The sequence below is a fragment of the Paenibacillus aceris genome, assembly GCF_017874035.1.
In the GTDB taxonomy this organism is placed as follows: Bacteria; Bacillota; Bacilli; order Paenibacillales; family NBRC-103111; genus Paenibacillus_E; species Paenibacillus_E aceris.
The window spans coordinates 544449-558675 of the sequence record NZ_JAGGKV010000002.1 but is presented as its reverse complement, the minus strand read 5'-3'; the positions used below and the strand labels follow the sequence as shown (position 1 = coordinate 558675).

9 protein-coding genes and 1 pseudogene are annotated in these 14227 nt (G+C 48.2%); 6 read left to right on the top strand and 4 right to left on the bottom strand.

All coding sequences use genetic code 11. The annotated features are described in order from the left end of the window. The 6 genes and pseudogenes from J2Z65_RS06900 to J2Z65_RS06880 all read left to right on the top strand — a co-directional run. A partial coding sequence (locus J2Z65_RS06900; RefSeq protein WP_209855783.1) for a hypothetical protein occupies positions 1-204 on the top strand: 204 nt, incomplete at its 5' end. A gap of 997 nt (positions 205-1201) precedes the next feature. Beyond that, positions 1202-3487: pseudogene (locus tag J2Z65_RS06895) on the top strand (rhamnogalacturonan lyase); the annotation flags it as partial. Positions 3488-3694: 207 nt separating this feature from the next. Next, positions 3695-4333, top strand: a complete 639-nt coding sequence (locus J2Z65_RS35185; RefSeq protein WP_342357340.1) for a dockerin type I domain-containing protein — start codon at positions 3695-3697, stop codon at positions 4331-4333. A 158-nt stretch (positions 4334-4491) separates the two neighbouring features. Next, the gene (locus J2Z65_RS35665; protein ID WP_167053378.1) at positions 4492-8205 is read left to right on the top strand and encodes a rhamnogalacturonan lyase family protein; all 3714 of its coding nucleotides are present in this window, start codon (positions 4492-4494) and stop codon (positions 8203-8205) included. A 197-nt stretch (positions 8206-8402) separates the two neighbouring features. After that, positions 8403-9854 (top strand): catalase KatA, encoded by a 1452-nt coding sequence (katA, locus tag J2Z65_RS06885; RefSeq protein ID WP_167053380.1) that lies wholly within the window; start codon positions 8403-8405, stop codon positions 9852-9854. Between the two features lie 100 nt (positions 9855-9954). Then, positions 9955-10449: a hypothetical protein gene (locus tag J2Z65_RS06880; protein ID WP_167053382.1), complete on the top strand. Its 495-nt coding sequence runs from the start codon at positions 9955-9957 to the stop codon at positions 10447-10449. 12 nt (positions 10450-10461) lie between these two features. On the opposite strand, the gene J2Z65_RS06875 is transcribed toward J2Z65_RS06880, so the two are convergent. From J2Z65_RS06875 to J2Z65_RS06860, 4 genes are all read right to left on the bottom strand, one after another. Then, positions 10462-10665: a hypothetical protein gene (locus tag J2Z65_RS06875; protein ID WP_167053384.1), complete on the bottom strand. Its 204-nt coding sequence runs from the start codon at positions 10663-10665 to the stop codon at positions 10462-10464. A 20-nt stretch (positions 10666-10685) separates the two neighbouring features. Next, positions 10686-11897 (bottom strand): threonine synthase, encoded by a 1212-nt coding sequence (locus J2Z65_RS06870; RefSeq protein WP_167053386.1) that lies wholly within the window; start codon positions 11895-11897, stop codon positions 10686-10688. 122 nt (positions 11898-12019) lie between these two features. Further along, positions 12020-13138 carry a Ger(x)C family spore germination protein gene (locus tag J2Z65_RS06865; RefSeq protein WP_167053388.1) on the bottom strand — a complete coding sequence of 373 codons (1119 nt, stop codon included), beginning with the start codon at positions 13136-13138 and terminating at the stop codon, positions 12020-12022. Next, positions 13131-14219, bottom strand: a complete 1089-nt coding sequence (locus J2Z65_RS06860) for a GerAB/ArcD/ProY family transporter (RefSeq protein WP_167053390.1) — start codon at positions 14217-14219, stop codon at positions 13131-13133. The genes J2Z65_RS06865 and J2Z65_RS06860 overlap by 8 nt, the downstream gene beginning before the upstream one ends. Positions 14220-14227 lie beyond the last annotated feature (8 nt).

Here is a 14227-nt window from a genome sequence, read left to right as displayed (position 1 = left end):
TGCAGTAACGATGTTTCTCATCGTTACAGGAGAGAAAAGGCCAGACTGCCTGGCCTTTTTCGGCATGCAGCGATGTTTTACATCGCTACAGGTGCTCCGCCGCGACGCACACGTGCAGTAACGATGTTTCTCATCGTTACAGGAGAGAAAAGGCCAGACTGCCTGGCCTTTTTCGGCATGCAGCGATGTTTTACATCGCTATAGGTGCTCCGCGGCGGCGCTCACGGCAGTAACGATGTTTCTCATCGTTACAGGAGAGAAAAGGCCAGACTGCCCCGCCTTTTTCGGCATGCAGCGATGCTTTACATCGCTACAGGTGCTCTGCCGCGGCGCTCATGTGCTGTAACGATGTTTCTCATCGTTACAGGAGAGAAAAGGCCAGACTGCCCCGCCTTTTTCGGCATGCAGCGATGCTTTACATCGCTACAGGTGCTCCGCCGCGGCGCTCACGTGCAGTAACGGTGTTTCTCATCGTTACAGGAGAGAAAAGGCCAGACTGCCTGGCCTTTTTCGGCATGCAGCGATGTTTTACATCGCTACAGGTGCTCCGCCGCGGCGCTCACGTGCAGTAACGGTGTTTCTCATCGTTACAGGAGAGAAAAGGCCAGACTGCCTGGCCTTTTTCGGCATGCAGCGATGTTTTACATCGCTACAGGTGCTCCGCCGCGGCGCACACGTGCAGTAACGATGTTTCTCATCGTTACAGGAGAGAAAGTATAAGTTTTACTATCCGATATTCCAACAATATAACTGTTTCTTGAACAAAAATAACGGTTTTTTATTTGGTAAATAAAAAATACACAATGTATCATTTTAGAGGTAGTCAGAAATATGGACGAAGCATCATCAAGCCACTAAGTACGACGAAAGGAGACTGAAAGTGTACAAATAAGATCATTGTCGAGCTAATCATGTAGGGGTTATGTTAGATGTGCTTTGAAGAGACTTTGCATAAAATGCTTCAAATAATGTATGTTTATCGCTTTATAGGTTAGTTTTATTGCTTTTTTTGTCATGACTATGGAAGTTATTCCGAGAAATAAGCCGTAAGACCTATAGTGGTCAACGGCGCGCTTGATTATACGACATTTTACGGGTAAAAACAACAAATGAATGACTCGCAATCCACAGGAAGAGACGTATTGTATCAATATTCGACAAATAACGCGATTCATAACCGATGAGGATGGTGACTTAAAGCATGGCGAAGCGAAAATCCAGCATTGCAAAGAAAGCGCTTACTATATCAGCAGGCTGTATGGTGTTATTTAGCAGCATGGTCGGAACTGCAGCAGCCGATGAACAGTCAGGCAATCAGGTAACAACAACATCAGGAGTTCAACTGGAATATTTGGATCGTGGTTTGACAGCTGTTGTCAAAGGCAACGGTGTGTTTCTTAGTTGGCGGCTGCTCGGCAATGAGGTTACAGGTTATTCTAGCACGGGGCTAACGGGGACTAACTTTAATTTGTATAGAGACGGCGTAAAGATTGCTACGATTGACAGCAGCACGAACTATTTTGATAGCACTGGTACGGCATCGTCGCGTTACTATGTAGCTGCGGTCACAAACGGAAATGAAGTGGACAAAAGCGCATCCGTTACGCCTTGGGGCAACAATTTCTATGACTTGCCTTTGAAAAAGCCGGCAGACGGCGTGACGCCGAAAGGCGAAGCCTACACCTACAAAGCAAATGACATGAGCGTTGGCGATGTTGATGGAGACGGACAGTACGAATACTTCGTCAAATGGGACCCATCCAACTCCAAAGACGTATCCCAAAAAGGCTATACAGGGAATACATACGTAGATTGCTACAAGTTTGACGGGACGCTTTTATACCGCATTGATCTCGGGGTAAATATCCGGTCGGGTGCACACTATACACAATTCATGGTCTATGATTTCGATGGCGACGGAAAATCAGAGATGATGTTCAAAACAGCGCCGGGCACAAAAGTTAGCAATTACGATGCCCAGGGAAATGTCACATCCACGAAGTACATTACGATGCCGGGCGAAGACCTTGCGGCAGGTTACTCTAACACTGACGATTATCGTTTGAGCGCACAAGGCTACTATGATCACGTGGTCAACATGTTCATGAATTGGGATAAGCACCCAGAGGTGATTAACGGTTCGTGGCCTAAAACCTTGGAAGAGTGCTTCGGTATCGCCAAACAATATTCCTATCCGCTTTCCGAAGGAGATGCCAAGCTTTTGGCGGATTATTTTATGGATGTGTATGCTCCTAGCCGCAGCACGAATAACAAATTGCGGGAGTTCGAAGGGTTTGTTGTAGATGGTCCCGAGTATTTATCGGTGTTTGAAGGTGCGAGTGGCAAGGAGCTGGAGACGATCCACTACAAGCCGGGCCGTGAAGATGACGGACTCATGTGGGGAGATTACGCGCTGGCAAGAATTGAACCTGCCAATCGGGTTGACCGTTTCTTGGCAGGCGTATCTTATCTGGATGGCACGAATCCATATGCGATTATTGCCAGAGGCTACTATACGAGAAGTACGATCGTGTCTTACCGCTGGAACGGTAAGCACTTAGAGGAGTATTGGTTCGTAGACAGCGGATGGGTGAAAATGACCAACCCATTCAACGACACTCCTCACGGCAGACTGGGCTCCAATCCTGCCTACGCATCACTCACAACGCAGGGCGCTCACTCCTTGACGAGCGCTGATGTGGACGGCGATGGCAAGCAAGAAATCGTTTATGGCTCCTCGACGATTGACCATGATGGCAAATTATTATACAGCTCCGGCGATACGATATCCGCTGGACCCAATGCAGGCACTTATGCGGAGCTTGGTCATGGGGATGCTCTTCACGTCACTGACATTGACCCTGACCGTCCAGGTTTAGAAATTTTCATGGTTCATGAGGGTGCAACTAGTGTACCTTACGGCTACTCTTTCCGTGATGCCAAGACAGGCGAGACCATCTATGGCGCCTATACAGGCAAAGACACTGGGCGTGGCATGATTGGAGACGTAGACACGACCAAAAGAGGAATCGAAACATGGGCCACCGCATTGCGAATGGCAAATGGCACGACGTTAGGAACTTCATTGCCAGGCACAAACATGAGCATCAAATGGGCCGGCAACATGACTACGCAAATTGTAAACGGAGCGGAAGGCTCAACACCTACGATCGACGTGTGGGGAGGAGCTAGAGCGCTGACTGCTACAGGGACAACGACGAATAACTCCACCAAAGGGAATCCGTCGCTCGTTGCAGACATTTTCGGCGATTGGAGAGAAGAGTTACTCGTAAGAAAATCAGACAGCTCTGCCATCCGAATCTATATGAGCACAGAGGAAACGAATCACAAACTGTACACGTTGATGCATGATCCGCAATATCGGGCAGAGATTGCTAGACAGAACACGGCGTACAATCAGCCGGCGTATACAAGTTTTTATTTTGCCTCTGACACGGATTGGTCCAAGGTTCCTATTCCGAACTTGAAGCCATTTGCGGCAGGTGCTTCATTAAGCGGTCCTGACGCTGTTGCTCCAGGTCAATCCTTCAATGTTACTTATGGCTTGCAGTATGTGCCATCGGAAGTTGTAGCGGAAGATATCACAATTGATGTGGATACAACGAAGCTGGATATCAACAATTCGCCTCCTGTTTCCTTGGATGAGAATACGTTTAAAGTGGTTGATTATAAAATGTCGCCTGGCAAGCTACGGATTCTCGGCGTTCACTTCGGAGACAAACAAGCACGTCCGAATGGTCCTTTGTTTAGCATCGGTTTGACTGCCAAAGCCTCCGTGCAATCCGGAGTTGGAATGGCTTCTGTCTCTGCACTGACTGTTGCCAATAAAGAAGGTACGGAGCAGCAATTACAAGGCGGTTCCTACGCTGTTCAAATCGGTTCTGGTGACAAGATGCAGTTGAATGCCTTGATCGCAGAAGCACAAGGTGTGATAAGCACCGCTGTTGAAGGCAGTCATGTCGGTGAATATCCAGCTGGTTCCAAAGCAATTCTGCAAGCAGCTATTGATAAAGCGCTTCAAGCAGCGAATGATCCAACCATTGGGCAAGATCTGATTAATCAGGCCATTGCCGAGCTTTCCGCTAAATTGCAAGCCTTCCGTAATGCTGTAATTACTAGCATTGTTGGCGACTTTACAAACGATGGTAAAACAAGTGTCGGCGACTTAGCGCTCATGGTGAAAGCATACGGCAAAACGCAGGCGGATACAGATTGGAATGATTGGAAGAAATTTGACCTCAATAACGATCATGTGATCGATATTGTTGATCTCTCCATGCTGGCTCGTTTGATTATGAATGATGACTTGTAAGCTGTAAAATAGGCAACTTCGTGGGAAGGAAGGCAGGATATTCGCTGCGTTCCTCCCCTTCATCCATTCACGAGATTCAATTAGCATATGCGTTTTGATTCTCGCTGCTTATGATCATTTTGAATCATCAAACGAACGAAAGGTAGTTGAACGTGATAATGAAGATGAAAAAAATGTTTCCACTTTTGCTAAGCGCATCGATGGCGTTTACCTTATTTTCAGGCGCAGCGCTGCTTCCCGAGACTGGCTATGCAGCTCAGCATGCTTACCTGTTTGATTTTGGAACGGCGACAAGTCCTGTAGCACCCGGGTTTACGAGAGTATCCGAATCCACGTTGTACAGCAGTACACTTGGATATGGTTTGAGCAAAACGATAGCTAGCAGGGATCGTGGAGCCAGTTATAGCGATACGTTAAGAGATTTTGTCATTGATAAAAGTTTTTCCTTTAAAGTAGATATGGATAATGGGGATTATTTCGTTAAAGTAAGCGCAGGCGATGGAACGGCAAGCAATAAGACAGCTGTTACGATTGAAGGAGTAAATCGTGGCAGTACGAATACAGCCAGCGGCAGCTTCCAGGATATCACGGCTGTAGTAACAGTCGCAGACGGTCAGATGAACTTTGACATTGGCGGCAATGACGGCCGTGTGAATGCCATCGAAATCACGCCAGCTGTTGTCATGAGCGGAGTCAAGGTTGACAGTGTGAGCGTTACACCTGCACCAAGCGTACAGCTTAGCTGGGATGCGGCGCAGGGCGTTAGCGAATATACCATTTACAGGAAAGCAGAAGGCCAAACGGAGTATGCCAAAATCGGAACTTCGAGCGGGACCGCCTATTCGGACAGCTCTGTTGAGCTTGGATTAACGTACACGTATGCGGTATCGAACACTAGCGGAGGTTATGAATCTCCTAAAAGTGATCCCCTTACAGTAACTGTCGCAGACAGCACAGGGCAAAAACCAGCTGCTCCAGCTCATTTCCAAGTTTCGAGCGCGACGGAGAATTCCGTTAGCTTAGGGTGGGACACAGCTGCAGGAGCTGCCTATTACTATGTTTACAGATCGGCAAGCGAAACGGGAACCTATAGTAAAATTGCAGTAACTTCGGTTCCGTCTTATGTGGATCAATCCGTGACAACGAATGTTCCGTATTATTACAAAATCGCAGCCGTAAACACAGCAGGTCTATCCGATCTCACGGCAACCGCCATTTCACCTGTTAAAAAAATCTTCTACCGCCAAATGGAACGTTTGGAGCGCGGTGTTACCGCAATCAAAGTGAGTAATGGTGTATATGTCGGCTGGAGGCTGCTGGGCACTGAACCTAGTACGATCTCATTCAACCTGTACCGGGATGGTCAGAAAATTAACAGCACACCGATCACATCGAGCACCAACTTCCTGGATAGTGAAGGTACGCTTCAATCGACCTATACGGTTCGAGCAGTGCTGGGCGGGATTGAACAAACAGCTTCAAGCGGCGCATCTGTCATGGGAACGAATTATCTGGATATCCCGTTAAAGAGACCGGCTGGCGGCACGACACCGGATGGGGTCGCCTACACGTACAGTGCGAACGACGTCAGTGTCGGCGATTTGGATGGTGACGGACAATACGAATATGTCGTGAAATGGGACCCATCCAATTCCAAGGACAACTCCCAGTCCGGTTACACAGGCAACGTATTTATCGATGCGTATGAGCTGGACGGTACGCAGTTGTGGCGCATTGATTTGGGCAAGAACATCCGAGCGGGAGCTCACTACACGCAATTTATGGTGTACGATCTTGATGGGGACGGCAAAGCCGAGGTCGCGATGAAGACGGCAGACGGAACCATCGATGGAGCCGGAACTGTGCTCGGAAACGGGGCGGCGGATTATCGCAATTCATCCGGCTATATTTTAACGGGACCGGAGTATATGAGCATCTTTGAAGGGGCTACTGGCAAAACGCTTACCACTACCTCCTATGAACCTCCAAGGGGAACAGTCGGTAATTGGGGAGATACGTACGGAAACCGAGTCGATCGTTTTCTGGCAGCAATCGCCTATCTGGATGGCGAGCATCCGAGTTTGATTATGGCCCGGGGCTACTACACAAGAACCGTTCTGGTCGCCTATAACTGGAGAGACGGACAGCTGTCCAAGGTGTGGACGTTTGATTCCGACACTCCCGGAAATGGCAGCTACGCAGGTCAAGGAAATCATAACTTGAGCGTTGCGGATGTTGACGGTGACGGCAAGGATGAAATTGTTTATGGCGCAATGGCTGTTGATAACGATGGCAAAGGCCTGTATACAACGGGATTAGGGCATGGCGATGCGATGCACTTGAGTGATTTGGACCCGGACCGTCCTGGATACGAGGTGTTCCAGGTTCATGAGGAGAAGCCGAACCGTGCCGGTATGGAATTCCGCGATGCGAAAACAGGCGAGCTGATCTGGGGGAAACCTACGACGTATGACGTCGGACGTGGTGTTTCTGCGGATATCGACCCTCGGTACAAAGGGGCTGAGTCTTGGGCCATTGATGCAGGGGGCTGGAACAGCACTTCCGGAGGCTTGTACGACGTGAAAGGGAATGAGATAGCCACGCATATCCCGCCTGCGAACTTTGCTATTTGGTGGGACGGTGATCTCCAGCGCGAGCTGCTTGATCATACGTACAACGATACGACTTTAACCGGTGTCGGCAACATTTTGAAATGGGACTATGAGAATTCCCAAGTAAAAACGCTGCTGTCAGCGAATGGGACTTTCTCCAACAATGGAACAAAAGGGAACCCGGGTCTGCAAGCCGATTTATTCGGCGACTGGCGCGAGGAAGCCATGTGGCGTCTGGAAGACAGCAGTGCTTTGCGCATTTATATGACAACCGATGTAACCGATTATCGTTTCTATACGCTTATGCATGATCCTGTTTACCGATTAGGTGTGGCCCGTGAAAATACCGGCTACAACCAGCCGCCTCATGTAAGTTATTATCTCGGTGGCGGGATGACTCAGCCGCCAATGCCGAATATTACGGTACCTGCAGGTGAAACGCAAGAACCAGGCATTAGTTTAAGCGGCAGCAGCACGCTGAAACCGGGCGAGACGATTAAGCTGACATATGGGCTGAACGGAATAAAGGAACCGATCGTAGCGCAGAATGTGAGCTTTACGTATGATCCGGATTACTTCGAATATGTGTCTGCAACCGGTTTGCAAGAAGGCGTAAGTGTTGTAGGGAATGTGTACAGTACACCTGGCAAGGTGCGAATCATCCTAGCCAGCTTAGGAACGGATTATGGCGTGACGGGCAATAGCGAATTGGTATCGCTCCAGTTAAGAGCTAAGCCGGTCAGCAGCACGGTTGCTACCAACGTCTACAGCTCTGCACAAGTCGCAAATGCTGAAGGTGTAGAAACGACCTTCCAATCTGTGGATAAACCAATTACGATTCGATATGCGGACTTGTCCTCGCTGAATGAGCTAATTAGCACGGCAGAAGCGAGCTACGCACAAGCGGTTGAAGGTATCGGTCAAGGGGAATATCCAATGGGCTCGAAAGCGGTGCTTTTGGCTGCCATTGCGAAGGCCAAGGCTGTTCAGGCGAATCCGGATGTCACTCAAACCGAAATTACGCAAGCGGTTGCTGAGCTGAATGCCGCCCTGTCCGCATTCCAAGCTTCAGTGAACACTAGCCATGCATACGACGTTAACAATTCCGGTGACGTGAGTATCGGTGACTTAGCCTTCATTGCTGCCCACTACGGACAAACGAGCGCTGATCCTAACTGGAACAGCAAAGCTGACGTTCACGCAGACGGCGTGATTGATATTCTGGATCTAAGTGAAGTAGCCAGCTACATTTTAAAATAATCGGTCAAATTGAGGACCTGGTGGAGATCTGTGATCTTTCCGCCAGGTTTTTCAATTGTTCCCCTGGATCATCATAACAAGACAGGTTCTCGAATACATATGAAAGAGGCAAAAGAAAGTTGTCATATCCATATCCTGTCAGCGATGAGAGCGCTTAAGCGGGAGCTTCACAATTATACTTAAGAGGTGATTGAGCAATGAGCACGGAAAAGAACAAACTAACAACCAGCTGGGGGGCTCCCGTCGGGGATAACCAAAACTCCATAACCGCAGGCGCGCGAGGGCCAACACTGATCCAAGATGTTCACCTGTTGGAGAAATTGGCCCACTTCAACCGGGAACGGGTGCCGGAGCGGGTCGTACATGCCAAAGGCGCCGGGGCGCACGGTTATTTTGAAGTCACACAAGATTTGACGAAGTATACGAAAGCTAGCCTTTTTGCTGAAGTAGGTAAGAGGACGCCGCTGTTCGTGCGTTTTTCGACTGTTGCCGGCGAAAACGGTTCTGCTGACACGGTCCGGGATCCGCGCGGGTTTGCGGTGAAATTTTACACAGATGAAGGCAATTATGATTTGGTTGGAAATAACACGCCTGTGTTTTTCATCCGCGATGCGATTAAATTTCCGGATTTCATTCATACGCAAAAACGCCACCCGCAGACGCATTTGAAAAACCCTAATGCCGTGTGGGATTTCTGGTCGCTATCGCCGGAGTCGCTGCATCAAGTGACGATTCTGATGTCAGATCGCGGGATTCCTGCGACTCTGCGGCATATGCATGGCTTTGGCAGTCATACGTTCAAATGGGTAAATAGCGAAGGCGTCGGCGTATGGGTGAAGTATCATTTTAAAACTGAGCAAGGGGTTAAAAATTTATCGCCTGATGTGGCGGCGCAGCTGGCGGCAGACAATCCGGATTATCATACGGAAGATTTGTTCAATGCGATTGCTCAAGGAGATTTCCCGGCTTGGAAGCTGTGTGTGCAGATCATGCCGCTCGAGGATGCGAACACGTATCGCTTTGATCCTTTTGATGTGACGAAAGTATGGTCTCAGAAAGACTATCCGTTAATTGAAGTAGGCCGCATGGTGCTGGACCGGAATCCGGACAATTATTTTGCCGAGGTTGAGCAGGCGACATTTTCACCGGGCACGCTAGTTCCTGGCATTGATGTTTCACCGGATAAAATGCTGCAAGGCCGCCTGTTTGCCTACGGGGACGCGCATCGTTACCGGGTTGGCGCGAATCATCAGGCATTGCCGATCAACCGGCCGCGCAGCGAAGTGAACACCTACCAGCGGGACGGTCAAATGCGCTCGGATGATAACGGTGGGAGCTCGGTCTACTACGAGCCGAACAGCTTTGGGGGACCGAAGGAGTCGCCGGACAGCAAAATCGCGCCATTTGAGGTGTCAGGTTCAGCCGACAGCGTAGGATATGATCATCATGATCACTATACGCAGCCAGGCGATTTGTACCGGCTTCTAAGCGAGGATGAGCGTACACGCCTTGTACAAACGATTGTTGGCGCAATGAAGCCTGTTGAGTCTGATGAAATCAAGCAGAGACAGATCGGCCATTTCTATAAGGCAGATCCCGAATACGGCATTCGTATCGCAGAAGGTCTTGGTTTATCCGTACCTGAATAAGATAATAAGTTGAGGCAGCTACCTTTTCGCAGCAAAAGGTTAGCTGCCTCTTTTTTATGGCATATGCTGTAGGGAAGGCCAATAATCCGAAGGGGTGATCATGGTGGGAACTCGTTTATTATCGGAGCAGCTGGTGAAAAATCGATTTCCGCATTTGAAATATGTCCGGATTCATACGCCTGAAAAACATAAGGCGACCATCTATGCATGGAATGAAGACCTGCGCTTAACAGATAAGGACGCAGCGTGCCTGCTGCAATATGCAAGCGGTTACTTGTATCCCTATGTTTACTACCAAGTGAAAGCCTATCATATGGTGCAAACGGATAGAGTGCCGCTCGAGCATGATATTCCGGAAGCTGTTATCCAAACCGCTAAGCGTAGAAATTTGAATCAATATGGCATTATTGAGGCGATTAATCGGCTGTTTCCATTCGGTCAGTTATCGTTTGTGAAATATGATGCAGCTGAAAGTCTGATTTATTTTGATTTTTATGCCACCAGAAGTCTTCAAAATCGAGAGAAGGAAGCCATGTACAGTTATTTGAATGAAATAATTCCACTGGGGTCTTTTTGTGAAGTGACATTTTACTAATTGTCGGAGGGCTCAGTCCTCTTCAACGCGGAACTCGCTTTCTTCCCGCAAATAAGTGTATTCGCCAACCTGCACTTCATATGGCGTATACTTTCTGATCACGCCGACAGCAAGAAAAACAGGGATGTCATCGGCAGTTCGCTGGATCACGGCGACATTCACTTGAGAGAGTGCCGCCGCGAATAATTGCATGTCCGTGAAAAGCGTTTTATTCAATTGGAATTCACCTCCGGCCCCTATCGCGTGATCCATTCCCCAGGTTGCAATACGGGAACCTGCACGTTTACGGTGTCCGGATATTTAATCCCTGCGCCCGTGTTCAGCGCGATGACGCACTCATTTTCACCGATCCAGCCGGTTTGCTTCAGCTTTCTTGCGGCTGCGAATGTGGCCGCTCCCTCCGGGCATACGAACGCGCCTTCGAGCTCCGCCACTCGCTGTTGTTCTTGCAGCAGTTCCTCGTCAGAAATGGAAACCGCGCATCCTCCTGTCGCATAAACCGCCTCTAGTACTAAGAAATCGCCAAGCGCTTTCGGAACGTTAATACCGAAGGCGACAGTCTTGGATGCTGTCCAGAATTGAGATTCTTTCTCCTGGTTATCCCAAGCCTTCACGATTGGAGCGCAGCCTTCCGCTTGAACGGCGACAAGCCGCGGCAATTTTCCTTGAACCCACCCTAAGGTTTGCAGCTCCTTTAGCGCTTTGTAAATGCCAATTAAACCCACGCCGCCGCCAGTCGGATACAATATAACGTCAGGCAGCTTCCAGCCCAGCTGCTCGGCGATTTCCAGCCCCATCGTCTTCTTGCCTTCGATACGGTATGGCTCTTTGAGCGTAGAAGCATCATAGAGACCGTACGATTGTACAAGATCCGCAACAATTCGCCCTGCATCGCTGATGAGGCCGTTAACGAGGTATAGATTGGACCCGGAGATCGCACATTCGTTACGGGTAATGAGCGGAGCATCGATGGGCATGATGACGGTTGACTTCATCTTTGCCCTCGCTGCGTACAAAGCCCAAGCAGCACCAGCATTGCCATTGGTTGGCATGGCGAGTTCCGTCACGCCCAGCTCTTTGGCCTTAGAGATTCCGACCGCTGCGCCTCGCGCCTTGAAAGAGCCGGTTGGCAGCAATCCTTCGTCCTTCATAAGCAGGCCGGGAATCTGCATGTCCGCGCCGATGTTTGGCATGGGAAGCAGCGGAGTAAGGCCCTCACCGAGCGTGACAACATGCTCTGGATGAAGAACTGGAAGCAGCTCCCGATAGCGCCATAAGCTCGGTTCGCGGTCACGCAGCATGGCAGGATTTAAGGCCCCTGCTAAACTTTCCATATCATAAGCAACTAAAAGCGGAGAACCACACGTACACAATTGATGCTTGTCCTCGATCGTATATCGAGTGTCACATTTCGGGCAAAAAAGATGAGATACATAACTATGCTTCATGGCTCAAGTCTCCTAAACGATCAAATGTGGAAGTTGTCAATTTTCCAAACCAACCTATGGACAATTACTTAGCCATCGTAATGGAAATGAAAGCGACGTGTCAACGTGACATGAAAAGTTGGTCACCGGATCATCCCGTAGTCACGAATCTTGGTGTCTACTTCCACGCGGATCTCTGCATTTGGATAGAGAGCGTCCCAATCCAGCTTCTTCCACTCGTCGAAACTCATACTGTTTCTTATGTAAGTGCCAACTCCCAAGTTATCCCCACCGGTTCGCTGAACTTGGTTAACAATCGCTTGCAATTGTTCGCGAATGGCTTTGGATAAGTCCTGGTTTAGCGCCTTTTGCTCATCTGCGGTTTTGAAGGTCGATGTGCCTGTATATTCCAAAATAATTCCGCTTAGTCGAATTTGTATAACGACTTGGGGAAGGCCGCCTGCAAGTTGCTTCATGATCGACACTTTTCTTTTGGATACAATGGAGCTGATCATTGCCCTTTCTTTTTGGCCAGAATATTGGTCCATAAAGGTCGTAACGAATTCGGCACTATTCAGGTTATGGTGCAGAAAGGCAAACAGCACTGTGTTGTCTGGGGCGATTTTTCCAATGTAGCGATCTTTCTTGAATAAGGCGATTCCGTCAATTTCTACATTATCATTTTTTAAGATGATCGAAGGCGCAATTGGATCAATTCCGTCATCAAAAAAGTCGCGAACGAAGCTGTGCAGCGTGACATTTGGGACTTCATGAGTTTTGGCCTCTTGGTTTAGAAGCTGGTCAATGTGAATGCCTACAGAATTCATTTGAGCATAAGAACGGCTCAACATATCGACAGCACTACCGTTTACAACGGCGATTTTAAGCCGTTCTCCGACCGTATAATCACGGCGATAGGAGTCTAATGTCTTCCATATACCTTGTTTAGCTAGATCCTTCCCGAAAAGCATATTTCTCAATTGACCTGAAACAATGATTTTGTCAATTTTACGAGCGAAATGGTTCCGTGCTTCTTTGGGTGTACCGGCTTTTGTTTGCAAAACTTCTATGCGATGAGAGTCAATTTTAGCGATTGGGATAGAGATGGCAATCGATAATTGGTTATCGGATGGCTTTCCATTGTCATCATACGCGGGGTCTAAAGCTACGGTATCTGACATTCCTAATTTTTCAATCCGCTGCTGCTGATGGGTACAACCTGTGAGACTGAATAAAAGAATGACAATCAGTGATTTACGCATAATTTTGCCCCCGGCTTTTGTTAATGAGCAGGATAATCATTAATAAGAGGGGGAGAGCGAAAGCGATTCCCGTTTCTGCAAGTCCAAATCTGAGTAACCAAGGCTCTGTTTTTTCTAACGTTGAAGGTATGGCAAAAAAGGCAACTGCTGCGCAAAAAGCTAAGAACACATAGGGGATAGAACGGAACTTCGCTGCCGGCAGGATCCATTTAATCGTTTCAGCGGATGCCCAAGCAAACATAACATTCGATATGAGAACTCGCAATATGGTGATATTGAACACGAAATCATCCACTCGTTTCACAAAGGGAAGCTCCACATAAGAAAGTAAATTGAGCACAGGAAATTTCATATGCTGAAGTTGATGCAAGCTGAAAAAGCCAAAGGAAACTAAGCAAACTAAAGTATAGAAGAATGTTGTAGTGAGATTTGCGATTTGAAAAGCACGCATTAAGTGTGATTTTTCATCTACATAGGGAAACAGAAGCAAACAGAGCTCATAGCCCAGAAAGGCTGAATAAATCTGGATCCATCCCTTCAGTGTATGATCGACGCCCTTAAACCAAAAGGAAGTCATTCGTGACCAATCGAAGTCACTCTGAGCATAAATTAATAGTAAAGTATTCCAAGTAAGAATAAAAAAAGCAATAACAGCCGTATTGGAGATCGTAAAAATTCCTTTGGACAGAAGCAAGAATACAAGCAACTCAAACATCACATACAAGTAGATTGGGTGGAGCGACCGGAACGACAACGACGTAATAATGAGAATGAATTCTTTACCGATCAGACAGCCGGAAATGGCCCAAAATGCAGCCAGTATGCAAAAAAAGGGAATCACAATGAACTTCGGTAGCGCAGACTTTGTGATATCGAAGATGGATTTCCCTTTGCCGAACCGATATACCAACGATATCAAGAAAATATTGAAAGCCGCGACCGCCGCACAGATGAGTAAAGCGGCCCATCCATTTGTCCCGATATTTTCAGCAAGCAGACGAGGGAGGCTGAATACGACGACACCGGTTTGAATGTAATTGGCCAGAATGGTGGTTTGAAAAAATGGGAGCTTTGCCCGCATGAGTGTCT